Here is a 23257-nt window from a genome sequence, read left to right on the forward strand (position 1 = left end):
AAAAATGGAACTTCTTGCGCCCTCGGGCAATTTTGAAAAATTGGATTATGCATGGGAGTACGGAGCCGATGCAGCTTATATAGGATTAAAGAATTTTTCGCTTAGGGCTAAGGCCGATAATTTTTCGGGAGAAGAATATAAAAATATTTCTCTTTTAAAAGAAGCCTACAAAAAGCGCGGCTTAACAAAAAAACTCTATTGCGCAATAAATATAAGCTTTCACAATGAGGACTTAAAAAACTTTTTAAAAGAAGTTCAATATTTTAAGCAATATCCCTTCGATGCCTTTATCGTCCAAGACTTGGGAGCTGCCCGAATTTTAAAAGAAAACTTTCCGGACATTCCGCTTCATTTAAGCACTCAGGCAAACTGCATAAACTATGAGGCCGTGAAGGTTTACAGGGACTTGGGCTTTTCCCGCGTGGTATTGGGAAGGGAAGCAAGCCTTGAGGAGGTGCGCGAGATAAAACAAAGGGTTCCCGAAATGGAGCTTGAATGTTTTGTGCACGGGGCCATGTGTATTTCTTATTCGGGGCGCTGCCTTATAAGCGCCTACCTTACCGACCGAAGCGCAAATGCCGGGGCTTGCACCCATTCTTGCCGCTGGAACTACAAGATGTATTCCGAAAGACCTAAGGAAGAATTCTTTGTCGAAGAGTCCGAGCGGAAGGGAGAACTTTTCCCCGTAGAAGAGGGCGAAAATTATACGGCTCTTTTTTCTTCAAAGGATCTTTGCATGATAGACTACCTCGACGAGATGAAAGAAGCTGGAGTAGATTCACTAAAAATAGAGGGCCGTATGAAAAGCATTTACTATACTGCCTTGACCACAAGAGCCTACCGCAAAAAAATAGATTTTTTAAACGGAAAGATAAGCGCCGATGAAGCCTCTCCCTTTGTTGAAGAATTGTATAACACTGCCCATAGGGAATTTACCACCGGCTTTTATTTTTCGAGTGCGGAAGCAAACAAAACCACAGCAGGCGAGTCAAAGTCCCCCTACATGCTGGCAGGCAAAATCGGCAAAAAATTGTCAGAAAACGAATACGAGTTTATTTCGATGAACAAGATAGATGCCGGTATTCCTCTCGAATATGTCGGCCCCGATATTTGTTCTATTGTAGATACGGGCTATACCCTTCTAAAACCAGACACAAAGGAAAAAATGGACTGGGTCTGCCACGGCCACCCCTGTATCATCAAAACCGATAAGCCCATCGCCGAAAAGTTTTTGGTAAGGTGCAGGGAAAACTTAGTTACAAATTAACCCGCCTCGCTTAATTGAAAAAATGCCTAACCTATGCTATAGGGCACCTCTAAAAACCCCCTTTAAAAAAGATTAAAAAGATGATAAAATGAGGTATGAAACAAAAAGGATTATTTGATGAAGAAGATCGTTTAAGAGTATTAAGCAAGTTAGGAGATAGTCTTGAAAAATTAAACGAAAAAATAAATTGGGAAATATTCAAACCCCTATTAAAAAAAGCATTAACCAAAGAGTCAAAAGGTTTAGGCGGAAGACCTGCATACGATTATGTAATGATGTTTAAAATAATAATCTTACAAAAATTATACAACATAAGTGATGATCAAACGGAATATCAAATAAACGATCGGCTATCCTTTATGAGATTTTTAGGATTGGAATTAAAAGATAAAGTACCCGATGCAAAAACAATATGGCTTTTTAAAGAAAAACTCATTGAAGCGAGAGTATCAAAAAAGTTATTTGAAAAGTTTGGAAAAGAATTAGCTAGGAATAACTTAATAGGAAAAGAGGGAACGATAATAGATGCGACAATAGTAGAAGCTCCGATACAGCATAACAGCAAAGATGAAAATGAACAAATCAAAAACGGAAAAATTCCTGAACAATGGCAAGAAAAATAAATTTGTGAAAGAGGAGCAAGAGGAAAACCTCTTACTAAAAAACAAAAAATCAGTAACAGAAAAAAATCAAAAATACGGGCGAGAGTAGAACATGTATTTGGCTTTATGACAAACTCAATGAAAGGTATCTATGTAAGAACGATAGGATTAGCTCGTGCAACATTTTCGATAATAATGATGAACTTAACAGCTAATTTGTGTTATTGCTATCTAAAGAAATAAAATGAGGGAGCATATAGGTAATAAAATGAAAAGTAAGGGAAATAAGATAAAGAATCCAAGTTTTACACTAGACAATTTATAAAAAAGCTACTAAAATAATAAATAGGTACACTAAAAATAGGTTTTTAGGTGCCGGCCTTGTCCAAAAAACTGTGTAAATGCTTTCTTTTAATTTATCAAAAAGGAACCCTTTTGTCAAATAGTATAGCAAATTGATTAACGGCAAGAGGCCAATTCCTTATAAGTCTCGTCCACCTTTTACTCGCATTGCGTATCGCAAGATACATCACTTTATATATCGAATCATCGTCCGGAAAGCTTGATTTATTGCGAGTGATTTTTCTTAAGCTGAAGTTTAACGATTCAATCGCATTCGTCGTGTAAATAGCTTTTCGGATTTCTTGGAGGATAATTAAAAAACTCACTTAGCTCATTCCAATTCCTCTGCCAAGCTGCTTTAATCATTGGATACTTGTCATCCCATTTCTTTCCAAAATCTTCAAGAGCTTCAGCGCCGCTTTTTTCATTTATAGCTGAATATACTTCTTTCAAGTCTTTGCATACAGCTTTAAGGTCTTTGTAAGAAACAAATTTGGTAGAGCTTCTAACCATATGAACTATGCAATGCTGTATATGAGTATCCGGAAATACAGCCTTTACCGCTTCAGGAAATCCGGTAAGTCCATCCATACAGGCTATCAGAATATCTTCAGTCCCTCGGTTCTTTATTTCCGTAAGAACTCCCATAAGGCTTTCAGCCTTGTACTGTAAGGAAGTGATTGTACATGTCCGCTTTTCGCAGACTGCGTCTCCAAAATTTTGCTCCCTCAGTATTAGATAGCCAAAGCCCTAATACTTCTTTTTTGCCTTCCCAATTGATTGCCAGAGCTACATATAAGGCTTTATTGACGTTTTTTCCGTCTTGACGGCAATTAACACGTAAAGCATCTAGAAATAAAATAGGGTATGATTTATCTAGCGGACGGTTTTGCCATTCTCTGACATCCATCATTACTGATTCCGTTACATGCGAAATAAGCTCCGCTGAAACATTTACACCATACACTTCCTGTAAGTGCCGCTGAATGTCACGGCAACTCATACCGTATGAATACATCGAAATGATCTGATCGTTGAATAAGGGACTGCGTTTCTCATGTTTTGGTATAATAACAGGCTCAAATGTACTGTTTCTGTCTCGCGGTACATGTATATTGGTAGTACTGTTATCATCCAAAATTACAGTCTTCTCACTATAGCCGTTACGGCTGTTACCCGAATTATCCCCTGCATTATCGTGCTTAAGATAACCAAGATGTTCATCCATTTCTGCCTGCAATACCCGCTCATAGAATCTACTAGTAAGCTGTCTCAAGATTCCATCACATCCGTTAAGTTCTTCTTTTGTCATTCCATGAAAATCGAGTTGGTCAAGCATCAAATCGATTACATCTTTTTCTTTGTTCTTTCTTTTGGCTGTCATAATATTTCTCCTAATATATCATTTTTCAGCCATTTACACAATTTATTTTACAGGGTCCGTAAAGCTGCCGATAAAGATTATGCTTTAGGTATAACTAATGTTGGTCTATATTATGCACATGGACTTGGCGGTTTGAAAAAGGATGAAAAAACTGCTCTTGAATGGTTAAAAAGAGCCGTAGATAAAAACCACAATCAAGCAATGTATGCATTGGCTCAATATTATGAGTATGGTTTTGGAGGTCTGCGTGTTGATTATAAACAAGCTAAATACTGGTATCAAAAAGCCCTTGATAATGGTTATACCGATGCCAAAAAAGATTTGAAAGCTCTCGAAAGAAAAGGTTATTGATTAAGGTAATTTTTATAGTTATTGAAAATAATTCCCCCTTTGCGTAGCTCAAGCCTCGGCTTGAGCGGCTTTGCGCTCCTTGCGGTTCCTTTCACAAGTCTTTACATTATTTATTAGACTTAAAATGAAAAAACTAGGCTGTTACGGCCTTTCTTCTTAGAAAGGCAAAATGAACAGCCTAGTTTTGCTATAGGAAAACTTATGATTAGTTTACCCTTTAGAGTTTAGATGTGTTCAAATCTTGCTGTAAAGAAGCGGAGCTGTTTGGGTTCGTAGACGAACTTTAAGCCCTTGATGACTTCTTTGTGATTGTAAAGTTTGATAACCGCATCTGCTACAATGTCCATGTGTTTATAGGTGTAAACACGGCGGGGAATTGTCAAGCGGACTGTTTCAAGTTTGGGTACGTGGTTTTCCCTTGTTTTGGGATCGCGTCCTGCTGAAACGATACCTCGCTCCATACTGCGCACGCCTGATTCTATATAAAGCTCTGCGGCCAAGGCTTGGGCCGGGAACTCGGTTTGCTTGAGGTGAGGACAGAAGCGTCTTGCATCGAGGAAGACGGCGTGTCCTCCTACGGGTTCGATGATGGGTACTCCTGCTTCCAAGAGCTTGTCGCCTAAATAGCGAACCTGCTTGATTCGGTGTTCGATGTATTCAAATTGCAAGGCTTCTTTTAGACCGATGGCCATAGCTTCCATATCTCGGCCTGCCATACCGCCGTAAGAGGGCATACCTTCAAATACGACAACGAATTCTTTTGCAGCCTGGAAAAGCTCTTCGTCATTCATGCAGAGGAAGCCTCCGATGTTTACGATACAGTCTTTTTTACCGCTCATGGTGCATCCGTCGGCATAGCTGAACATTTCTCTTACGATTTCTTTGATGGTTTTATTTTCGTAACCTGCTTCCTGCTCTTTAATAAAGTATGCGTTTTCTACACAGCGGGTTGCGTCATAAAAGACCTTGATGCCGTGTTTTTTTGTAAGCTCGCGTACAGCCTTCATATTTTTCATGGAAACGGGCTGACCGCCTGCGAGGTTTACCGTAACAGCCAAACATACATAGGCAATGTTTTCGGCTCCCTTTTCGTTTATAAGTTTTTCAAGCTTATTGAGGTCGATATCGCCTTTGAAGGGAACTCTTTTTCCTGCATCATGGGCATCATCGTTTATGATGTCTACGAAGATACCGCCGTTTGCTTCTTGATGGTATCTGGTAGTAGTAAAGTACATATTTCCGGGTACATATTGACCGGGTTTAATTGCTATTCTTGAAAGAAGGTTTTCGGCACCACGCCCTTGATGGGTCGGTACAAGATGCTTAAAACCGAAAATATCTTGAACGGTTTCTTCCAAGTGATGAAAGTTGCGGCTTCCGGCATAGGCTTCATCGCCTATCATCATACCGCCCCATTGCTTGTCGCTCATGGCATTTGTTCCCGAGTCGGTAAGAAGGTCAATGTAAACATCTTCCGAGTTAATAAGGAAGGTATTGTAACCTGCTTCCTTGGCAACCTTTGCCCTTTGCTCTTTATCGATCATCTTAACAGTTTCTACAACCTTAATTCTATAAGGTTCCGCAGGATAGTTTTTAATATCCATAAAAGTCCTCCATCTGTTAGTTATACAGAAAATGATATGCGGGAAAATTCCCCAAGTACTATAACATAAAGATAAGGTATTGTCTAGTTAGTATAAGATGTGATATAAATATTATATGAAGTTAAAAAAATATCGGATTATCTTAAGTTTTGTATTGCTTTTTAGCCTTTATAACGGAATTACAGCGGAAGAAAACTCCTTTCCAACAATATTGGAAGAAGCAAAAAAATACTTTTCAGATATAGACTGGACAATATCCGAAACAATCTCAGCTTCTCCTATGGCAGAGCCCTTTACCTTAGAAGAGATAAGGACGGAGAATTTGCTCTCCTATGGGGATACCGATTTGCAGGAATGCTTGTTTCCTTCTTTGGACGGGCTGGGGGTATTGGACTATACCGGTATTGAAAAATCCGTATTGAATTTTTTGAATAATTTAAGTTTACAATTTAAAGAAAACAAGGTGGATATAAACCTTTGTTCAAAACAAAAGCCTTTTTTATCATATCTTATAAATTACAGGCTGGATTTCTTTAAGCCCATAGTTTCTGTTTTTTACGGAAGGCCCGAAAATAAACCTGATCAAAGGGTAAAGACCCTGTTTAAATGCAATATCAGGGAAGAAGATAAAATATCTTATATTATTATTGAAGTCTGCCTTGTTTTTACCGAGGAAAAATGGTACTTGGACTCTTTCGATATTATTGGAGATAAAAATGAACAAAGCGCTCAATAGAATCGAATATGAATATATTGCCGATACCTTTGTCAGAGAAAAACCTCCTTTAAGCCTCTTATGTAAAAATACTTTTGTAAAAATAGACTCTTTTTCTTATAAGCTTATAGATGATTATATTTTCTTTAAAGCGGAGGGGGTTGAAGTAAATGATGATATAAAGGTTTTTTTTAATCATAAAAAACGCCCTCTTTATTTTTTTAGCCGAATAGAAAAAAAAGAGGGGATTACTGTTTTTAAGCTCTCCGATAAATTTTATAAACATGACGATGAGCTTAAAAACTGTCAAATTTCATTGCGGAATTCCGGAGGCTTTAAACTAAAAGCAGGTATTTCAAACGATTTCCCTCTTAGCTTTCCTTTTCCTCCTATTGTAGACGATGAAGACAGTGAAGTCTTTTTTGGCTTTTGCTCCAAGGTTTCTGCCTTAATGAAGATAAGTTCGGATAAGATCCCTGACGCTTTTTTTTACCGCCTTTACGATATAGCAATAAAGCACAAGGCTCCGGATTTCAGCCCCTGCCTCTTATATATTGATGCAGAATTTATACTTATTTTTTGTATTGAGGAAAAGGCTAAAGAAATTTCGGCTCAAATTTCAGCTCAAATGGAAATAGCCTTCGGCAGCCGAAAGGTTAAATGTTTGTCGATATTTTCTTTCTTTCTTCCAAATCTGAATTTCAACTCTACAGGGGAAAGCTGCGGAGCTCTTTGCCTTACAATTAAAAATATCCAAGAAGAAGACAAACGCTTTTTACATGAAAAAGCTCATACGAGTAAGTACGGATATCCAAACAAATAAGTCTTAATCTAAACCTATATCGAAATACCGTGTTTTTTTTGCGGATATTTTTTTAACATCGCGACACCGTTTTTTTTCTTGTTGAAAATAAAACCTCCATCCCAGTACTCAAGGGCTGCGAAGAGGGCATTTCCTCCATCATATTCGTCGCTTCTGTCTGTTCTAAAGGAAACATAGGCCCCAAGGTTTGCAAAGTCCTGCTTATGCAGACACTCCAAGCGTTTTCTATTGAATTCGTTCCACTTGTCTATTTCTTTGAAGCCGTCTCCTTCATCCTCAACTATTAAATGTGCATGGGTAGAGCTGAATTCGTACCATACCTTGACTTTTTTTGACGGATTACATCTGTTTCCGTGTTTTACTGCATTTTTAATAATCTCGCTGATTTGCTGTTCCAAGAGGTTGATTCCCTTTATTTCTAAGGGGGCTGATTGTACTATCAAAAGTGTAAAATATCTGATTTGTCTGAAATCAGAAGGAAATTCTTTATATAACATCCCCGTTTTATCGAATAAGGGGCTTTTTTCATCAACTTTAAGTTCTTTTATAGCTGTCATGTTCTTCTCCTCCGCTTTAGCTTTCCATTTTTTGTAATGCTTCTTCCAAGCTGTTTGTTATGGGAAAGTAGCCCATCAGTTTTGTCAGTTCTATAACTTTTTTCACTGAACCGTGAATATTTGTTATAAACAGCCGTAGATTCATCTTTTTTACGGTAGAGCAGATATAAATCAATGCTCCTATTCCTGAAGAGTCAATGTAATCCACGTCTTCAAGATTTATAATCATACATTTTATTTGACGCTCTATCATCTTCATAACAAGCTCCTTTAATCTGTATGAATTGTATAGGTCCATTTCACCGCTTACGTCAATAATGTAAACCTCTTTGTTTTTTCGGATTTTTAGTTCCATAACAATCTCCTTAACAACCTCTCTATTACCTAGCCTTAATAATCAGCAAAGTGCGATCATCATGAGTCTGGGTCTTTCCTATAAACGAAATCATATCGTTTTTTATTTTATTTACTATATCCTTTGAATGTTCGGAATGATTATCGGCCATTAGTTTTGCAAGTCTGGTAGTTCCATACTGCTCTCCTGCGGCATTAAGCGTTTCGATAATACCATCCGTATAAAGCGCTGCTACATCACCTTTTTTCAAAGGAACCTTTATACTTTTATATGTTGAACGGACATCTATCCCTATGGGGTCCGTTTTTTGCTGGAATAATTCGATCTTATTTTTTTCTTTGTTCCATACCATCATAGCCTGATGACCTGCCCCTATGAATTCTATCGTATTTGTTTGCTGTTCATAGGATAAAAGAGAAATACTTGCAAAATGGTCTATGTCTATCTTGCCTGTAATACCCTTATTTAGCCAGTCTAAAATAGCCTCCGTGTTTTGATCCGTGTTTGTGATGAGGTAGAGGATGGCTCTTATCATAATCATAATAATTGCAGATTGAATACTTTTACCGGCGACATCTGCAAGAACAATAAAGACTCTTTTTTGTTGAACGATTACGTCATAATAGTCGCTGCAAATACCCCTCTCCTGTAAAAAATATTCTCCGATTTCAAGGCCGGGAACTTTTTTTAAGTTTTTAGGTAAGAGAATCTTTTGAATTTTGGCAACCGTATCGGTTATATTTTCAATTTCGGCATGTTCAGAGGCCTCGGATATACTTAAAGTAAGGTTGATCATTTCCGCCGCAAAACCCGATAAGTATTCGCCCGTCCTTACTTCATTCTCCGAAAAAGGAATCTTATCCGGACGGCGGGATACTGCCGCAACTCCCACTACAACAGTGTTTACCATTAGGGGGAAGAATATGAGACTGCCGTGCTGTAAAAATTTTTCGTTTCCATTGTCGGGAAGTAAGGGGTTGTCTTTCCAATCTTTAATGAGGAGGGTTTTGCCTCCGGAGGCAACTTCCGTAAATATTGATTCGCCCATCTCAAAACGAGCATATTTAAAATTGGAAAACACGTGATCTTCTTTGCGTGCAAGGTCGTCAGGTAATTTATACGGAGGAGGAAAGGTTCCAACCAAGGCCTTTACGGCCAAGACCTCTTCAAAGCTTTGTACCGCAAGGACTACAGCACCATCAGCTGCCAGCTCCGTTAAAAAAGATTCTGCAATGTATGGAAACATCTCCGACGAGATATCTTTTTTCCCCGAGATTAATCCGTTTGTTTTTTGGATAAGGAGGCGGGCTGTGTTTATAAGTTTACGTGCCCGTAAAGACTCTTCAGAGGGTAGATTTTGTAGTTCTTTAATATAATCTGCATTTGCCTTGTCTTTTTTCATCTTTTCGACTTGATCCTGCAGGTACATCCTTTCCGATAAGGTTATATAGACAGTAAAAACAACAAGAACAACAGACAAGCCTATATTTAAAATCATATAGCTTTTAAAAAATACCGAGGCTGCAGCACTTATGCTTATAATAAATGCAGAGGCCAGGGTAGAATATGTTGACAAAACAAAAGGCCTCGACACCTCTCTAGCCTTCTTTTTGTTTATAGCCATAATTCTTATGAGAAATAACAGTAATAAAATATTCAAGACCGAAAGAGTAATCAATGCATAAACGTCAAGAGAATCAATTTCTTTCATTGTAGTAATTCTATCATCTATAGGGAATATCGTCAAGATTTATTTTGAAAATAATGGTAACAATTTATAGATTTTAGGGCACCTCCAAAATATGCCTGCTGTATGCGTTGATTATCTCCGTTTCACCATGCCTTGTACTGCGGCATTGTTGAGGGTCATATATGTGGACTTGTCCGTGTATAAGATATTTCGGTTTAAAAAATCTTATAAATTTGGTAAAGCATTCAAAGGCTTCTTGTTTGTTTTCTTCATTTTCGCCTTCAATCAACGGAGGGCTGTGGGTTACTAAGATATCCAAATAACGCCCGTATTTTAGCTTATTTAAAAATAGTGCCGGAATCATTTTTGAAAGCTTACGCTTCATTTGTTTTTCGGTAAACTGATTTTTACCGTCATTTTGTTTCTTTGCTCCCGAAACTCCGGCTATTATCATGTTTTCATGCTTAAAGCTTTTAAAGCCTATATAAGTTCCCTGATTGCTTTTTTTTGTGTTTCCTTTTTTAAATATATTTACCTCTCCGTCCTTTGTATTTTCAGCCATTTCGGGATGATAGTGAGTAAGAGCTTTTAAGTGATGGCTTCCGAAAACAAAATAAAGAGGTTTATTTAAGGAGGTTTGTACAAAGTCAAGGTAGTCGATCGGCAGATCTCCCGCCGATATTATGAAGTCCACATCCCCGTATTTTTCTTTTATGTCTTTGCTGTAAATCACAGGATCTATCTGATCCGAAATACATAGAATTTTTTTCATTATCCGTTTCCTAAAATGTAAATTTTACTTTTTCTACTATTCTTTCAAGTTTTTGTCTATCAATAAGGTTAAAAGGCCTGTTTTCTGCAAACTTTATAGCATCAGGCGAAAAATTGCCCGATGTTATGATATGAGAGGTAACCACGGCTTGTTTTTTCATCTCTTCATGCACGGATCGTAAAAAAGATTCCGTTATCGTGTGTCCGTCCCTCGAGAAGATCAAAAGTTGGGGCTTTTTTCTTGTGTTAAGCCATTGCTCCGAGCCCTTTTCGACTGCAAGGATTGTACAGCCTATCTTTGTTTCTTTTAAGGCTTGAACGGGATAATCAAAGTGCTGTTCGGTAATATCCCGGCACATTTGGAAAAATTCTTCCTTGATGAGGGTTAAATATTCTTTCATGTGGTCGTTGGTGCGAAGGTCCGAATATTCTTCAAGTTTTTGAGCCGTGTTCCTGAATTTAGGATTGACTGCACTTATAGCTTCCCATTGCTCTATTGCCTGATCTATGTCTCTTTGCTTTTCGCAGCATTCCGCTAAAAGATATCTCGAATAAAGAACTTCCGGCGCCGAAGGCTGTTTTGAAGATTTTATCGCCCTTGTGAATTCGAATTCGGCCTTTTCAAGGCTGTTCGTTTCCATGTAGCAGCACCCTCTTTCAAAAAAGCATTTTGTTCTTATCTCCTGCTTTCTTGCAGCTTTTTCAAGGGCTGAAAGAGCTTGAGCATAGTTTTTTTTGCTTTTTAAGATTCTTCCGTGATAATAAAGGGTTTCACTGTTATCGGGTGCCAGTTTTAAGGCTGTGGCAATGGCCTTTTCGGCCTCGGGGATCTGATTTGCCTTAAAAAGTAAGAGGCCTAATGAAGCATAGGCTTCTGCAAAACGGGAATCAACCTCTATAGCTTTTTGAAAATAGACTATTGCCTGATCCGACATATTTTTATTTTCATAGATTTGCCCGGCCTGAAAATACGGTTTTGGGTTTTTAGGATCTTTTTTATTTAAAAGCATAAATTCCTTTAAAGCCTCATCCGGCTGCTGGAATTTTAAATATAAATCTGCTATAATAGTTCTGAATTCGATTTCGGTTGCAGGATTGTTAAATACTGCTGTCTTGTTTAGAGTTTTAAACTCGATAAAGGCAAGGTCAACTTTTTTATCTGCAAGATAGGCCTTGCCCAAAAGATATCGGGCTTCCGAATCTCTTGGATTTTTTGAGAGTATTGATTTTGCATCCTTGATTGCGGCTCCGTATTTTCCGGATTTTAAGTTTTTTTCGATTCTTGCCCTTTTTTTTGGGAAAAGAAGCGATTTTAACAAAAAAATAATGAGAAAAATGAGGCTCGCACTTATCGCTGCAATCAAAATAATCGTTAATGAAGACATACCTATATGGTATAGCTTTTGGGAGGGAATGTCAAATATGAAAACGCATTTTTATCGATTAAAATTCAAAAAAAGCATTCTTTTTGCTGTTTTTTTATCTTTTTTTTCGTTGCTTTTTGCCGTAGATTATTTTGAAGAAGGTAAAAAACTTTTGTATTCGGATAAGCCTCAGGAAGCCGTCTCAGCTCTTTTTAAGGCTGTTAAGGAGCCCGGAACTCCTAAGTCGGTTTACCTTTATCTTGGCGTTGCTTATTTTAGGATAGGGAATTACAGTGATGCCTTAACCTATCTTTCTCAAGGTAAGGATAAGGATCTTCTTAACGGCCATCTGTATTATTACAATATAGGCAATGTTTATTTTTTACAAAATCAATTTGAAGCCTCTGAGTTGGCTTATAATGAGGCTATTTCTTCAAACGGCCTCTATGCTCCGGCTTTTTTGAACAGGGCCAATACACGTATCAAGCTGGACAAGCCTGAGGGTGCTTTACAAGATTATAAAATTTATTTAAACTTAAAGCCTGATACTCTGCAAAGATCTTCAATCGAAAAAATGATATCTCTTTTGGAAGGCCTTGCCGAAGAAGCTGAAAGAGCGAGAGCCTTGGCTGAAGCAAAAAAGGCTGCGGAAGAGGCTGAGCGTTTGGCAGCTGAGGAGAGGTATAAAAAACTTATGGAAGATGTAAACGCCAACCTTTCATCGGTTGACAATGCGGATGCCGTATCGGCAGGAGCTGACGATACAATAGATTATTCGGAGGAAAACGAACTTGACTGATTTTCAAAAATTTTTAATAGGCATTTTAACGGGTATTTTTATAGCCGTATTAGTTGTTGTAGGTATCTTATTTTTTACAAAGAGCAAGACCTCCGATTCTGCTGCTGCCGATATGCAGACCCTCGCTAAAATTGAGGCTGAGAAAGAAGAGCTTGCCCGCCTTCAAGAACAAACAGCAAAAATTGAAGCTGAACTTGAAAAAGCAAAAAAAGAGAGTGAAAAAGAACTTGCTCTTTTAGAAGCGGAAAATCTCAGACTGGCTGAAGAAATAAATAAAAATCTTGCCGCTTCCTCCGAAAAAGAGAAAAAGGCTGCCGAAGAAGAAAAGAAACGAAAGGCCGCAGAGGCTTTAAAACGGGCTGAAGAGGCAAAAAAACGGCAGGAAGAATTGATTAAGCAGCAAAAGGCCTTAAAAGAAGCTGAAGAAAAGAAAAAAGCATCGATAGATGAAGCCAATAAGATTGCTGCTGCTAAGGCTGAAGCAGAGCGGAAAGCTAAGGCAGAACAAGAAAAAAAAGCCAAGGAAGAAGCCGAAAAAAAGGCTAGGGCAGCTGCAGAACAAAAAGCAAAAGATGAGGCTGCAAAAAAGGCGGCTGATGCAGAAAAAAAGAGACTTGAAGAAGAAAGAAGAAAAAAGGCCGATTTAGAGGTTCAAAAAGCCTCAGAAGCCGAGAGACTTGCAAAGCAAAATGCTGATGCAAAAACCAAGGCCCAGATGGAAGAGGTATCCCGCCTTGTGTCTGAGGGAATGAATTTTTTAAAAAACGGAAATCTTAATTCGGCCCTTAGTATATTTTCAAAGGCCTCTGCTAAAATGCCCGATTCTGAAGTTTCGTTTACCGCGAAAAAATATTTGGATATGGCTTCTGCCCTGAATGACTATGCTGCAGAGCGTGAAGGAACCGGAGATGCCGAAAGAGCCCTCTCGGATGCCGATACATACATAAAAAAATCCGTAAATGCCGACGGGCAAAATGCAAGGGCTCATTATGTTTATTCTCAAATTGCAGATGCTCAAAAACAGCCCCAGGTTGCATTTGTAGAGTTGGAAAAGGCTCAAAACTTAGACCCGGATAATTATTTATACAATTATGAACTTGGTAAAAAATATTATGCAAGGGGGCATTATCAAAAAGCAAAGACCTCTTTTGAAAGGAGCGTAAAGTCCAACCCCAAATTCGATAATGCTTTTTTTAATTTGGGAATGGCATGTAGAAAACTGGGTTTGGAAAATGAAGCTTTTTCAGCTTTTTCTTCAGCTGTAAGGTTAAAGCCTGACTATGTAAAAGCTTTTTTGGAAATGGCCCGTATACGCAAAGCTCAAAGGAAATTTGATCAGGCTGTACAAAACTATAAAAACGCTCTTTCTTATGAGCCTACCAATCTTCCGGCCTTACGGGAAATGGCTCAAGTATATGCGGATTTGGGACAAAATAATTTGGCCGAGCGTCACTTTAAGGAGGCTATCACTCTGGGTGAAGATGATGCCATAACCTATTATAACTTGGCAACGGTACAGGTTGATTTGGGGAAATACGGAGAAGCTCTGTCTAATGCCGAAAAAGCCTATAAGCTCAAGCCTGCGGATGCAAGAGTCCTATATACATACGGCTTAACTCTGGAAAAAAATGGAAGAAGATCTGAGGCTTACGATTATTACACGCAGGCTGTTTCTGCAAATAAAAACTATGCTAAGCCCAGAATAAACTTAGGGCGCATGTATTTGGATGAGGAAAAATTCGGAGAAGCTGAAGAAAATCTTTTGGCTGCCTATAGGCTTGAACAAAATAATTTTGAAGTAAACACTAATTTAGGCAAGTTATACGGCTTAAAAGGTGACTACAATAGGTCGGTTACTCATTACTCCAATGCCGTAAAGACCCAGCCTCTTAATATTACGGCAAAGCAGAATTTGGCTGCCGCCTATATTTCTGCCGATCTAAAAGAAAATGCCGTAAGCGTTTATGAGCAGATTATAAAGGTTGATACTAAAAACTGGGATGCTTATTATGAACTGGGCAAACTTTACATAAGCTTGGATAAAAAGGCTGATGCAAAGCTTATTTTGGAAGGCGTATTGAATAAAAATCCGAATTATTCAAAAGCATCGGAAATCCGATCGATACTTTCATCCCTTTAATTAACCTATAGAATTTTTCGTAAAATTATGCTAAAATGAAAAATGTAATTAATTGTATGTTAGTATAGGGGAGAGGAGATTTTATGGCTGCAAGTGAAAAGAAAAGAATTTTGGATCTTCCGCTAAAGCTTATTTTGACTCAGGAAGGTTCTACGTTCTTTATAAAAAGAAATAAAAAACTCCTTAAATTTAAACTTGCCGGAAATATCGAAGAATACGGCATTTCTCTAGAAAAATTTATGCCTGAAACTATTCAGCGCTTGCTTTTGGTGGATTATATCTCAAAGATTGAAATCTCAAAACCCGAATTCGTTTCTTCACGGCAGGAGGTTATGGACCTTTCAAAGCTTATAGTATATTCGGTTTTATATAAGCAATATGACGATTATATTTTTAAACAAATCTTAAACTCTCCCGTTATAAAAAAATGGAACAGGCAAAATCCTGCAAGTATAATTGACGAGAAAACCCGCATAAACGAAAAATTTTTGGCTAATGTATTGCAGCAAAACGAAAAAGTAATTTATGAAGCAAAACAGGAAATAGTAAAGCCTCTTTTTTCTTTTATAACAAAGAACAATGCCCTGTCGCCCGAAGAAAAAAATATTCAGCTCTTTTTGGCTGAAAAATTTTTAAATATGATGCGCCCGTTTACTTGGTTTATCATAACTAAATTTAGGATGCACAAGGACTTTGATCTGATTCTAAAAACAATACGGACTTCCCTTACAGAATACATGGACAAAACGAAGATAGCCGAGTACATAGCTTTAATGCTTATGGAATTGATCTTGAGTGCAGAAAACATGAATTTGCGGAAAGAAGCTGTAAGCTTGTTTCCTGAACTGGATGACCCCCAAGAGGCTCTCTTTGATCCCGAAATACGCCGCCGGCTTGTTGCCGAACTTGAAAAAAAACAAGAACTGGTATTTGTTTCATGGAAGTTGGGAAGCGGAGGCACTGCCTCGATAGGTACACAGGGCAAGCTTCAGGTTACCCTTTACAGTAAAAATGAACAATCGGATGCCGTCAGGGCAAACCTAAATGACTTAAAGATGGCAGACGTCGACAAAAATTCTTTAATAGACTTTTATCGTGCTCTTCCTGAAGGTTCCGAAGATTTAAATTTGGGAATGTATTATATTTCTTACTTAAATGATGCTTGCGAAAAGGTAAATGTCCGTTTTGAATCGAGTGCAAACCGCTTTGAAGATACGGATCTGACAGTGATGAACATGTCCTTTATGTTTTAGCATGAAGATGATGCGGATAATTCAATGAACAAAATCATAGAAAAAAAATATCCAAAAAAAATTTCGTTTTTTTTTATTGCTGTTTTTTTGCTTTCATGCTCCTTTGATAAACCTGAGATACCTGAGCTTTCCGTAAAAATTCTACGGATGGAAACAGATTCAGGGAAAATTGAAGAAAGACTTTCAGTATTTTTAATGTATAAGGATGAAAACGGAAGAAACGATTACTCTTCCATACAGCTGATCCATTTGGAGTCCGGTCTGACATGGGTTTTGAACAGGGAAAATACTTCTTTTTTTTCTTCCTCACAGCTTAGAGCTTCGGATTCCGAAAAAACGCTCTGGGCCGGTTCCAACAAGATAGCCTCTCCGTTTGGACAAATTCCCATAGGAGAATACTCCATTGTGCTGGAAGATCTGTCGGGAAATAGGGTTATAAAAAAACTTACCTTAAAAGAGCCTGAAAATCCCTCATCTCTTTCCCTTGTTTTTCAGGTTCAAGATGGAAGGTGGAAGATTGAAGCTGCTGAAGATTCTGCGTTTAGAACTTTTTTTCTTATTCTTTCTGGAGCCGATAAACAGCCGCTTTTTGTTCAAATTTTGCCCCAAGGTTCTAAATACGAGGATTCTATCGCTCCCCTGCTCGAAAAGTATCCCGACTCCCGTTATATTCAATGTATGGCTCAAAATGCTCAAGGCAATACAGCCTATTTGACAAAGTACCATAGTTTATATTAGTATCAAAGAATGAATAGTACTGAAATTACTCAAAATACCGATGCTCCGCCTCATTTTAGATCTATAAAAACCTTTGTTTTAAGAACAGGGCGGATGACTGAGGGGCAAAAAAGAAATTATGAGTCTTTTTATCAAAAGTGGTGTATTCCATATACCGAAAGTCTGATAGACTTTAAAACCTTTTTTCAAAATGATAATCCCGTAATCATAGAAATCGGTTTCGGTATGGGAACTGCAACTGCTCAAATTGCCGAGGACAATCCCGATAAAAATTATCTTGGTATTGAAGTTTTTAAGGCCGGGGTGGGAAAGCTTTTAGGCGAAATAGAAGAAAAAAAATTGAATAATTTAAGGATTATTGAACATGATGCAATTGAAGTTTTAGAGAATATGATAAATGATGAATGTGTTGACGGCTTTCACATTTTTTTCCCCGATCCGTGGCAAAAAAAGCGAAATCACAAAAGGAGGCTTGTAAGAAGACCTCGAACCGATTTGCTTTCAAAAAAATTAAAAAAGGGCGGCTATATTTATATGGTGACAGATTGGGAAAATTATGCAGAAGATGCCTTTGAACAGTTGAGCGAAACTCCCGATCTAAAATCCAAGTACGAAAAATTCGCTCCTGCCCAAAACTGGCGTCCTGCAACAAAGTTTGAAAAAAAGGGCTTAAAAAAAGAACACGTGATAAATGAGCTCATATTCGAAAAACTTTGCTGCAAAAAGTTTTTATAGGGGAAGTTATGGGGGCAAATTCTTTTGGGCGGTTTTTTACGGTGACAAGTTTTGGCGAAAGCAGGAGTGCCGGGGTAGGGGCTGTGATAGACGGATGCCCTGCCGGAATTCCCCTTTGTGCAGAGGATATTCAAAAAGAGCTTAACCGCAGAAAACCTAAAAACTCGTTTGACGATAGTGACAGCATAAAAAATGTTTTTTCTACCCGCCGAAACGAGACTGATATCTGCGAGATTCTTTCGGGTGTTTTTGAGGGTAAGACCCTCGGAAGTCCTATTGCCGTTCTTGTTAGAAATAATGAAACCTCATCCAAGGATTATGACAACTTAAAAGATGTTTTCCGTCCGGGGCATGCCGATTATGCTTATGAGGTAAAATACGGGCATAGGGACTACCGAGGCGGGGGCCGCGCTTCAGGCAGGGAAACAATCGGGCGTGTTATAGGCGGAGCTGTTGCAAAAAAGATGCTTGAGGTCTTTGCCCTTAAAACGGATAAAAAACCTATTGAGGTGAGGGTAAGAGCCGAAGAAATTGCAGGCCTTAAAGCGGAAACGCCTATTAAAGAAGATGATGAGCTCCCTGAGAATATTTTTGAAAGGCTTAAGGCTTTAGCTTATAAGGGGGACTCGGCAGGCTGTATTTTGTCTTGTTCTATTTTAAATGTACCTGAGGGCTTGGGTTCCCCTGTTTTCGGTAAGCTTGATGCGGTTTTGTCCCAAGCCATAATGTCGATAGGCTCCGTTAAGGGCATAGAAATAGGAGGCGGCTTTTACTCGGCTTCTATTCCCGGCAGTGAAAATAATGAAATTTCAAAAAACTATTCGGGAGGCATTTTAGGCGGTATTTCCTGCAACATGGATTATCCCTTAAATTCCAATTATGAAGCCGGAAGAAAAGGTGAGCAAGGATGTCAAATAGATCTTAAACTTGCCGTAAAACCGGTTCCCTCTATAAAAATGAACCAGGGCACCTTTAATAAAAGAGGAGATAGAGTTACGCTTTCTGTAGGAGGAAATCACGACATCTGCCTTTTCCCCCGAATTGTTCCTGTAATTGAAGCTATGATCTATCTTGTGCTTGCAGATGCTTTTTTAGCCTCAAGGATAGAAAGGTTTTAGAAATGTAAAAACACTCTTTAGGATTATGATAATAAACAATAAAAAAAGGCACTCAAATGAGTGCCTTTGAAACAAGCTAGCGGCAATAGGGCTTATCTAATCTGTGATTTTATAAGTATATATTGAATATATACTTACACAATTAAAATAAAACTTGCTTACATAATGCTTACATAAATAAAGGGGCTGCTTCATTTTAAGCAGCCCCTTTTCATTAAAATTTTATTTTTCCTTTAACCTGAAATAAATATACAATCCAAGACTTGCAAACCCGAAAGCTGCAAGAACAATCACGCCCTTGAACTGTATAAACCCGGTAATTATTAAAATTAAAATTCCAATCCATAGCGGTATAAGTGCAACCTTACGCCGGGAGTATTTGATGGTATCAAATACCGCCAAGGCTCCCCCCGCTAAACCGATAGCTGCGCCGATGCAGTCTAATAAAGTTGTTTGTCCATAATTGATGATAAATACTGAAAGTATTATCATCCCAATGATCACAAAAAACATAAATTTATTTTTCATATAAACCTCCTAGTTTATAAAAATTTTAATTTCATTTTTAAAATAAAAAATCCTATACCGCCTAAAATTAAAAGCCCTAAAATGCAAGACAAAATCACAAGAGCTATTTTTAGCCTGTAATTTTTAGTTTTTAGCCTCTCAATCTCCGTTTGTTTTTTCTGGATTTTTTCTTCCTTCTGTGCTATCAAATCCTTGCTTTCTTTTTCGTATTCTTCTAATGATTTCTCGGATTTCCTCAAAGATAACCTCGCTTGCGTTAATTGATTGGTTAAGCTCTCTTGATATTTCCGAGCCTCGCTTAATTCTGTTTCCAAGTTCTGTATTTGAGATAATTGCATCTGTTTGGTGTTCTCTAACTTCTCCAACAGACTCTCTAACCTCATGAGCTCTGATTCTGTCATCATGTATTCCACTTGTTGTCCGACAGCTGGTAAAAAGCAAAATACAAATAATAAAAATAAAAACCTTCTTTTCATCCATTTACACCTCCATCATTTTAGCAGCTGTGTTTTTGAATATCTTACATAATTGCTCCGATATTCCGAACCTATTTTTGTTTATTTCAATCGATCTAAAAATATCCCCATCATCGTGCCTTTCACTTGCTGCTTTCCAATCAATAAACATTTCAACTAAATCTACAAGAGTAAAATCATCTATTCCATTTTTATAATGTTCAGGATGATGGGAGTTGTTTGCATAGTGATGATCAAGTGCAGGTTTTAATTCATCAAGAGCCTTTTTATAATCATCGCTTCCATAAGTAAGCCCTTTTAATAAGGGTGTCATTTTGTCAAATAAAGGCTTTTCAGGCTCTTGAAGTTTTGAATTGTCGTGTTGTATTGCTCTATCAATAATTTCTTTTGTAAATTGTAGAAGTAGTTCATTTACTCTTTTGATGTGAAGCAATGTATCTTTTATAGAGTCATATTTCATTTACCGCCCCTTTTTAAATTCTTCAAAGATATTTTTAATCTCAAAAGTTCCGGACTCCCAGCCTGTGATTATGTTTTTATCTAAGCCGGAAAAATCCAAGCCTTCATGCGGATAGGGCGGATTTCCAATCATCTGATGAAAATCGGTACTGGGCTTACTGTTGCAAGGATATATCCCTCCATCAAGAATATAAGTTTTAGGATCTATGATTGCATCTTTACCCATATATGGATCTTTAGTTGTTGCAGGATATACACTAACGTGTAAATGTTTATTCGGCCCCGGAATACCACGGCCTGTATCGCCCATAATACCTAAAAAACCGCCTGCTTGAACCGTCTGCCCGACATTAACCGCTATCGATTTCAAGTGTGCATACCTGCTGATTATGCCCTGCCGGTCTTTAATTATGATGTAGTTACCATAAACACTCGCCTTTGCATCTCTATTGATTTTTATAATTCGGCCCTCTTTAATGGCAAATACGCCCCATTTTTCAATTCTCATCTTTTTCCTCCAAAAATTAAATCGTTCTTTTTGTCAGTTTTTCTAAAACAGCCCGCAAATTTTCAGCCTGTTTCAATTTCTTTTCCATTTTTTCACGGCAAAAATCGGCCCTTATCTTATCTCCAATTTTTTCAAAAAGAGGCTTATAGTTTAAATACATATCAGCTTTACTTTTTACCTCCTTTAAGTAAATTCTAGTAACTCTTTTTGTAAAATCCTGGGCGATAAAATAAATTTTTTCTTTTTTTAACTCATTTAATGGACGAGTAGTACAAGATTTAGATATCAGAATCTCTTTATTTAGTCTGATAAATAATTCTTCGGCGAGTTGCTTTATATAAGAATTAACAGAATCAACAGTTAATTCTTCAAAGCCGTTTTTATAAAGCCTTTTGTTTAAAATAGATTCAGCCCTATACATACAGCAGGCTAATACGCTTATATCACTCAAAAGATAAGATAAATCCGGCAAAATATCTTCGATTCGTTCTTTTCTCAAAAGCTCAATCTTTTCACAATTATCCTTCATCAGGTACATAAGACCGATACTATCTATCTTTTGAATTTTTCCGCCTTCATATACTTCAATAGTTTGCCCTAAGATGGACATCTTCCCACCTTTTTTTAAAAGTAAAATAAAAAGAGGAGGAATTACTATAATACCGATTATCAAAATAACCACCCAGCCGATTGCCGGCATACTGCTAATCTTGTCCATACACTAATCTTAGCAAAAATAAAAAATTTTGTTACATAAGTTATAAAATTTTTATAAAAGTTAAATAAAGATATGATGAATTTATGAAAAAATTACAATTCTAAGTTTTATTCTTGTAAATTTGAAATCATATAAATACCGCTATCTGTTTTTATTCTAAAAATTGAAGAAAAGTGTGAAAAAGGTTTGACAAGCATTATATGTCTGATTTTTCCATTATGGAAACATGATAGAGGTGAAGGAAATGCTGTTTCTGCAGGTTTAAAAATTTTATTGTTTCCCATTATTCTTAATCCGCTGTCTTTTATAGGTCTTTCATAAATAAGTAACTCATAAAAATTATAAGTAAAGGTTGCATCTATAGTTCTTCCATACCCAAAAATTCCTATAATAAGTTCTTTGACTTTAAATTTAACATTCTTTTCATCATAAGATGATATTGAACCTTTACTATCTCTTGGAAATACAGAACCCAGTCTAAAAGGCCCATGTATCTCATTTGATGCTGATACTGTAGTGTATGAAATAGCTCCATATGCAGGAATATTTTCATTACAAGTCATTTCTATTGTTAAACCTAATCCATACATAATAAATTCATTATCAAAAGAGATTCTAAAAACAGGTTCAGATGGAGCCGGGCTCCATACCGCATAATTGCATGAAGAATTTATATTTTCATCTTTTAAACATTCAGTATCACCTGTAATATATCCTCTTGTGTTTATTTTTGCAATATTTCCAAATTTTATAACATTCCTTGAAAATTCAGTTAAGGGAAAATCCATATTATATTCCTTTTCTAAACCATATTTCGCCAAACACGGCATTTTGAGGATCTTCTGTTAGTGTAGGTGCAATTAATTTATTTGCTGTAACAGTAGCCCCCTTTATATATATATCCCCATTCGTATCAATCTTAAAAATCTCTTCTCCCTTATTCCTAATCTTCAACCCATTCAGCTCATCAAACCACGCTTCAAAATCCTGATTAGTTGTATCGTCTGTATCAATTTTTAATTTTTGAACCACAAGATTTTTAATAAATGCCTGATTGACTAAAAGCTCATCAATCATCGCTTTTTGAGCGACTAGCACCTTAGCAAACAACGCCCCATAGTGCCCCGTTTGTTGTTTTAATTCTTCAATTTCAAACATGTGTACCAAACACGCCTGATACGCTTCGGCATAGTTTACTTCCGGCTCTAAATTTATCCATTGAGCACCCGTCCATTTATAACACACTCCAACCTTCCAGCCGCCTATCGTCTTCCCCGATAGCACCCAGTCTCCGGGATTAGCGTCCACGGCTCCGAGCTTTTCGCCTTTGGTAATAATGGCCGTCCGTGTAGAAGGTACTGTTTCCACAACACCTAAGTATCTAGGCGTATTGTTTGCAATGATGTTTTCAAGCTGCTGTACCGGTGTGCCTTTGGTTATAAGAAAGTATAGACCTCTTATTTCAGGTTCTGTTACAACTTTCTTATAAAACCTAAACTCGTCAAAAGTAGCGTGTGTTCTTCCTCCTCCGAGCTTTAGCCCTTCGGAAAAATCCACGGGGTCGTTCCCTGCGGTAAGTTCCGCTCTTAATTCGGCGTTTTTGTAGATTTTGAAAAAACTGTTTTTTGCAAACAAAAAACACCAGTGCGTTTGCTCTTGGTCGTCTTTGATGTCGGTTACTTTTTTAGTATCTTCAAGCTCAACGGTTAAAAGGTCTGTTCCTTGGTCAAAGTAAACCTTAATATTTGCCGTTGCAAAAACACCTCTATAGTCGTCTGCTTCAACGACTCCATCCCATTGCCTCCATAAAGAGATTGTAAGCTCATTCCTATCACCGGCAATATTTACTTTTCCGAAACCTGCCGGTAAATAAAGAGCATTACCCGATACTCCTTGAACAAATTGAGCATCGGCGGGTAATGTCATGTTCGCTCCGCCTGCGTAATTGATAGACTCCATA

23 protein-coding genes and 2 pseudogenes are annotated in these 23257 nt (G+C 37.6%); 11 read left to right on the forward strand and 14 right to left on the reverse strand.

Features of this window, described 5'->3' with window-relative positions; translation table 11 throughout:
• Window positions 1-4: 4 nt before the first annotated feature.
• Together E4O04_RS05825 and E4O04_RS05830 are read left to right on the forward strand one after the other, a co-directional pair.
• Window positions 5-1267, forward strand: a complete 1263-nt coding sequence (locus E4O04_RS05825; protein WP_253684899.1) for a peptidase U32 family protein — start codon at window positions 5-7, stop codon at window positions 1265-1267.
• Window positions 1268-1362: 95 nt separating this feature from the next.
• A pseudogene (locus E4O04_RS05830) lies at window positions 1363-2112 on the forward strand (transposase).
• A 176-nt stretch (window positions 2113-2288) separates the two neighbouring features.
• Here the strand turns inward: E4O04_RS05830 and E4O04_RS05840 are convergent.
• A pseudogene (locus E4O04_RS05840) lies at window positions 2289-3550 on the reverse strand (transposase).
• On the opposite strand from E4O04_RS05840, the gene E4O04_RS14085 reads away from it, so the two are divergent.
• Window positions 3527-3946, forward strand: a complete 420-nt coding sequence (locus tag E4O04_RS14085; RefSeq protein ID WP_256488890.1) for a tetratricopeptide repeat protein — start codon at window positions 3527-3529, stop codon at window positions 3944-3946. The pseudogene E4O04_RS05840 and the gene E4O04_RS14085 overlap by 24 nt on opposite strands.
• Before the next feature lie 224 nt (window positions 3947-4170).
• Here the strand turns inward: E4O04_RS14085 and E4O04_RS05850 are convergent, their stop codons facing one another.
• A complete protein-coding gene (locus E4O04_RS05850; protein WP_253684897.1) occupies window positions 4171-5550 on the reverse strand; it encodes a tyrosine phenol-lyase in 1380 nt (459 codons plus the stop codon).
• A 115-nt stretch (window positions 5551-5665) separates the two neighbouring features.
• On the opposite strand from E4O04_RS05850, the gene E4O04_RS05855 reads away from it, so the two are divergent.
• Together E4O04_RS05855 and E4O04_RS05860 are read left to right on the forward strand one after the other, a co-directional pair.
• Window positions 5666-6286 (forward strand): hypothetical protein, encoded by a 621-nt coding sequence (locus E4O04_RS05855; RefSeq protein WP_253710510.1) that lies wholly within the window; start codon window positions 5666-5668, stop codon window positions 6284-6286.
• Entirely contained in the window at window positions 6267-7088 is an 822-nt protein-coding gene (locus E4O04_RS05860; RefSeq protein WP_253710512.1) for a hypothetical protein, read from the forward strand. Before E4O04_RS05855 ends, E4O04_RS05860 begins: the two co-directional genes overlap by 20 nt.
• Before the next feature lie 14 nt (window positions 7089-7102).
• On the opposite strand, the gene E4O04_RS05865 is transcribed toward E4O04_RS05860, so the two are convergent.
• The 5 genes from E4O04_RS05865 to E4O04_RS05885 form a co-directional block, all read right to left on the reverse strand.
• Complete coding sequence (locus tag E4O04_RS05865; protein ID WP_253684894.1) at window positions 7103-7645, reverse strand: ATP-binding protein; 543 nt, start codon at window positions 7643-7645, stop codon at window positions 7103-7105.
• Window positions 7646-7661: 16 nt separating this feature from the next.
• Window positions 7662-8000, reverse strand: a complete 339-nt coding sequence (locus E4O04_RS05870) for an anti-sigma factor antagonist (RefSeq protein ID WP_010696721.1) — start codon at window positions 7998-8000, stop codon at window positions 7662-7664.
• A gap of 25 nt (window positions 8001-8025) precedes the next feature.
• The gene (locus tag E4O04_RS05875) at window positions 8026-9711 is read right to left on the reverse strand and encodes a PP2C family protein-serine/threonine phosphatase (RefSeq protein WP_253710513.1); all 1686 of its coding nucleotides are present in this window, start codon (window positions 9709-9711) and stop codon (window positions 8026-8028) included.
• Window positions 9712-9784: 73 nt separating this feature from the next.
• Entirely contained in the window at window positions 9785-10462 is a 678-nt protein-coding gene (locus E4O04_RS05880; RefSeq protein ID WP_253710515.1) for a metallophosphoesterase, read from the reverse strand.
• Window positions 10463-10472: 10 nt separating this feature from the next.
• Complete coding sequence (locus tag E4O04_RS05885; RefSeq protein WP_253710516.1) at window positions 10473-11846, reverse strand: tetratricopeptide repeat protein; 1374 nt, start codon at window positions 11844-11846, stop codon at window positions 10473-10475.
• Window positions 11847-11883: 37 nt separating this feature from the next.
• Between E4O04_RS05885 and E4O04_RS05890 the strand changes: the two genes are divergently transcribed.
• The 6 genes from E4O04_RS05890 (at window position 11884) to aroC (ending at window position 18608) form a co-directional block, all read left to right on the forward strand.
• Window positions 11884-12624, forward strand: a complete 741-nt coding sequence (locus tag E4O04_RS05890; RefSeq protein ID WP_253710518.1) for a tetratricopeptide repeat protein — start codon at window positions 11884-11886, stop codon at window positions 12622-12624.
• A complete protein-coding gene (locus E4O04_RS05895) occupies window positions 12617-14764 on the forward strand; it encodes a tetratricopeptide repeat protein (protein ID WP_253710520.1) in 2148 nt (715 codons plus the stop codon). The genes E4O04_RS05890 and E4O04_RS05895 overlap by 8 nt, the downstream gene beginning before the upstream one ends.
• Window positions 14765-14847: 83 nt before the next feature.
• A complete protein-coding gene (locus E4O04_RS05900) occupies window positions 14848-16017 on the forward strand; it encodes a DUF8084 family protein (protein WP_253684888.1) in 1170 nt (389 codons plus the stop codon).
• A gap of 24 nt (window positions 16018-16041) precedes the next feature.
• Complete coding sequence (locus tag E4O04_RS05905) at window positions 16042-16755, forward strand: hypothetical protein (RefSeq protein WP_253684887.1); 714 nt, start codon at window positions 16042-16044, stop codon at window positions 16753-16755.
• Between the two features lie 9 nt (window positions 16756-16764).
• Entirely contained in the window at window positions 16765-17490 is a 726-nt protein-coding gene (trmB, locus tag E4O04_RS05910) for a tRNA (guanosine(46)-N7)-methyltransferase TrmB (RefSeq protein ID WP_253710522.1), read from the forward strand.
• Between the two features lie 8 nt (window positions 17491-17498).
• Window positions 17499-18608 (forward strand): chorismate synthase, encoded by a 1110-nt coding sequence (aroC, locus tag E4O04_RS05915; RefSeq protein WP_253684885.1) that lies wholly within the window; start codon window positions 17499-17501, stop codon window positions 18606-18608.
• A gap of 222 nt (window positions 18609-18830) precedes the next feature.
• Here aroC and E4O04_RS05920 read toward each other — a convergent pair whose 3' ends face one another.
• The 7 genes from E4O04_RS05920 to E4O04_RS05950 form a co-directional block, all read right to left on the reverse strand.
• Window positions 18831-19136 (reverse strand): hypothetical protein, encoded by a 306-nt coding sequence (locus E4O04_RS05920; RefSeq protein WP_253710523.1) that lies wholly within the window; start codon window positions 19134-19136, stop codon window positions 18831-18833.
• A 14-nt stretch (window positions 19137-19150) separates the two neighbouring features.
• Complete coding sequence (locus E4O04_RS05925; RefSeq protein ID WP_253710525.1) at window positions 19151-19612, reverse strand: hypothetical protein; 462 nt, start codon at window positions 19610-19612, stop codon at window positions 19151-19153.
• 4 nt (window positions 19613-19616) lie between these two features.
• Window positions 19617-20072 carry a DUF5662 family protein gene (locus E4O04_RS05930; RefSeq protein ID WP_253688331.1) on the reverse strand — a complete coding sequence of 152 codons (456 nt, stop codon included), beginning with the start codon at window positions 20070-20072 and terminating at the stop codon, window positions 19617-19619.
• Window positions 20073-20579 carry a M23 family metallopeptidase gene (locus E4O04_RS05935; protein ID WP_253710527.1) on the reverse strand — a complete coding sequence of 169 codons (507 nt, stop codon included), beginning with the start codon at window positions 20577-20579 and terminating at the stop codon, window positions 20073-20075. It lies immediately after the preceding gene.
• Window positions 20580-20595: 16 nt separating this feature from the next.
• Entirely contained in the window at window positions 20596-21297 is a 702-nt protein-coding gene (locus E4O04_RS05940) for a hypothetical protein (protein ID WP_010699103.1), read from the reverse strand.
• Between the two features lie 107 nt (window positions 21298-21404).
• Window positions 21405-22118 (reverse strand): hypothetical protein, encoded by a 714-nt coding sequence (locus E4O04_RS05945; protein ID WP_252508049.1) that lies wholly within the window; start codon window positions 22116-22118, stop codon window positions 21405-21407.
• Window positions 22087-23256, reverse strand: a complete 1170-nt coding sequence (locus E4O04_RS05950) for a LamG domain-containing protein (RefSeq protein WP_253710528.1) — start codon at window positions 23254-23256, stop codon at window positions 22087-22089. Before E4O04_RS05950 ends, E4O04_RS05945 begins: the two co-directional genes overlap by 32 nt.
• Window position 23257 lies beyond the last annotated feature (1 nt).

This window comes from Treponema sp. OMZ 799, assembly GCF_024181365.1.
In the GTDB taxonomy this organism is placed as follows: domain Bacteria; phylum Spirochaetota; class Spirochaetia; order Treponematales; family Treponemataceae; genus Treponema_B.

What these genes read in the sequence shown, in the direction of transcription:
- E4O04_RS05825 (WP_253684899.1), top strand. Translation starts at nt 5, where the DNA reads ATGGAACTTCTTGCGCCCTCGGGCAATTTTGAAAAATTGGATTATGCA.
- E4O04_RS14085 (WP_256488890.1), top strand. Translation starts at nt 3,527, where the DNA reads ATGAAAATCGAGTTGGTCAAGCATCAAATCGATTACATCTTTTTCTTT.
- E4O04_RS05850 (WP_253684897.1), bottom strand. Translation starts at nt 5,550, where the DNA reads ATGGATATTAAAAACTATCCTGCGGAACCTTATAGAATTAAGGTTGTA.
- E4O04_RS05855 (WP_253710510.1), top strand. Translation starts at nt 5,666, where the DNA reads ATGAAGTTAAAAAAATATCGGATTATCTTAAGTTTTGTATTGCTTTTT.
- E4O04_RS05860 (WP_253710512.1), top strand. Translation starts at nt 6,267, where the DNA reads ATGAACAAAGCGCTCAATAGAATCGAATATGAATATATTGCCGATACC.
- E4O04_RS05865 (WP_253684894.1), bottom strand. Translation starts at nt 7,645, where the DNA reads ATGACAGCTATAAAAGAACTTAAAGTTGATGAAAAAAGCCCCTTATTC.
- E4O04_RS05870 (WP_010696721.1), bottom strand. Translation starts at nt 8,000, where the DNA reads ATGGAACTAAAAATCCGAAAAAACAAAGAGGTTTACATTATTGACGTA.
- E4O04_RS05875 (WP_253710513.1), bottom strand. Translation starts at nt 9,711, where the DNA reads ATGAAAGAAATTGATTCTCTTGACGTTTATGCATTGATTACTCTTTCG.
- E4O04_RS05880 (WP_253710515.1), bottom strand. Translation starts at nt 10,462, where the DNA reads ATGAAAAAAATTCTATGTATTTCGGATCAGATAGATCCTGTGATTTAC.
- E4O04_RS05885 (WP_253710516.1), bottom strand. Translation starts at nt 11,846, where the DNA reads ATGTCTTCATTAACGATTATTTTGATTGCAGCGATAAGTGCGAGCCTC.
- E4O04_RS05890 (WP_253710518.1), top strand. Translation starts at nt 11,884, where the DNA reads ATGAAAACGCATTTTTATCGATTAAAATTCAAAAAAAGCATTCTTTTT.
- E4O04_RS05900 (WP_253684888.1), top strand. Translation starts at nt 14,848, where the DNA reads ATGGCTGCAAGTGAAAAGAAAAGAATTTTGGATCTTCCGCTAAAGCTT.
- E4O04_RS05905 (WP_253684887.1), top strand. Translation starts at nt 16,042, where the DNA reads ATGAACAAAATCATAGAAAAAAAATATCCAAAAAAAATTTCGTTTTTT.
- trmB (WP_253710522.1), top strand. Translation starts at nt 16,765, where the DNA reads ATGAATAGTACTGAAATTACTCAAAATACCGATGCTCCGCCTCATTTT.
- aroC (WP_253684885.1), top strand. Translation starts at nt 17,499, where the DNA reads ATGGGGGCAAATTCTTTTGGGCGGTTTTTTACGGTGACAAGTTTTGGC.
- E4O04_RS05920 (WP_253710523.1), bottom strand. Translation starts at nt 19,136, where the DNA reads ATGAAAAATAAATTTATGTTTTTTGTGATCATTGGGATGATAATACTT.
- E4O04_RS05925 (WP_253710525.1), bottom strand. Translation starts at nt 19,612, where the DNA reads ATGAAAAGAAGGTTTTTATTTTTATTATTTGTATTTTGCTTTTTACCA.
- E4O04_RS05930 (WP_253688331.1), bottom strand. Translation starts at nt 20,072, where the DNA reads ATGAAATATGACTCTATAAAAGATACATTGCTTCACATCAAAAGAGTA.
- E4O04_RS05935 (WP_253710527.1), bottom strand. Translation starts at nt 20,579, where the DNA reads ATGAGAATTGAAAAATGGGGCGTATTTGCCATTAAAGAGGGCCGAATT.
- E4O04_RS05940 (WP_010699103.1), bottom strand. Translation starts at nt 21,297, where the DNA reads ATGGACAAGATTAGCAGTATGCCGGCAATCGGCTGGGTGGTTATTTTG.
- E4O04_RS05950 (WP_253710528.1), bottom strand. Translation starts at nt 23,256, where the DNA reads ATGGAGTCTATCAATTACGCAGGCGGAGCGAACATGACATTACCCGCC.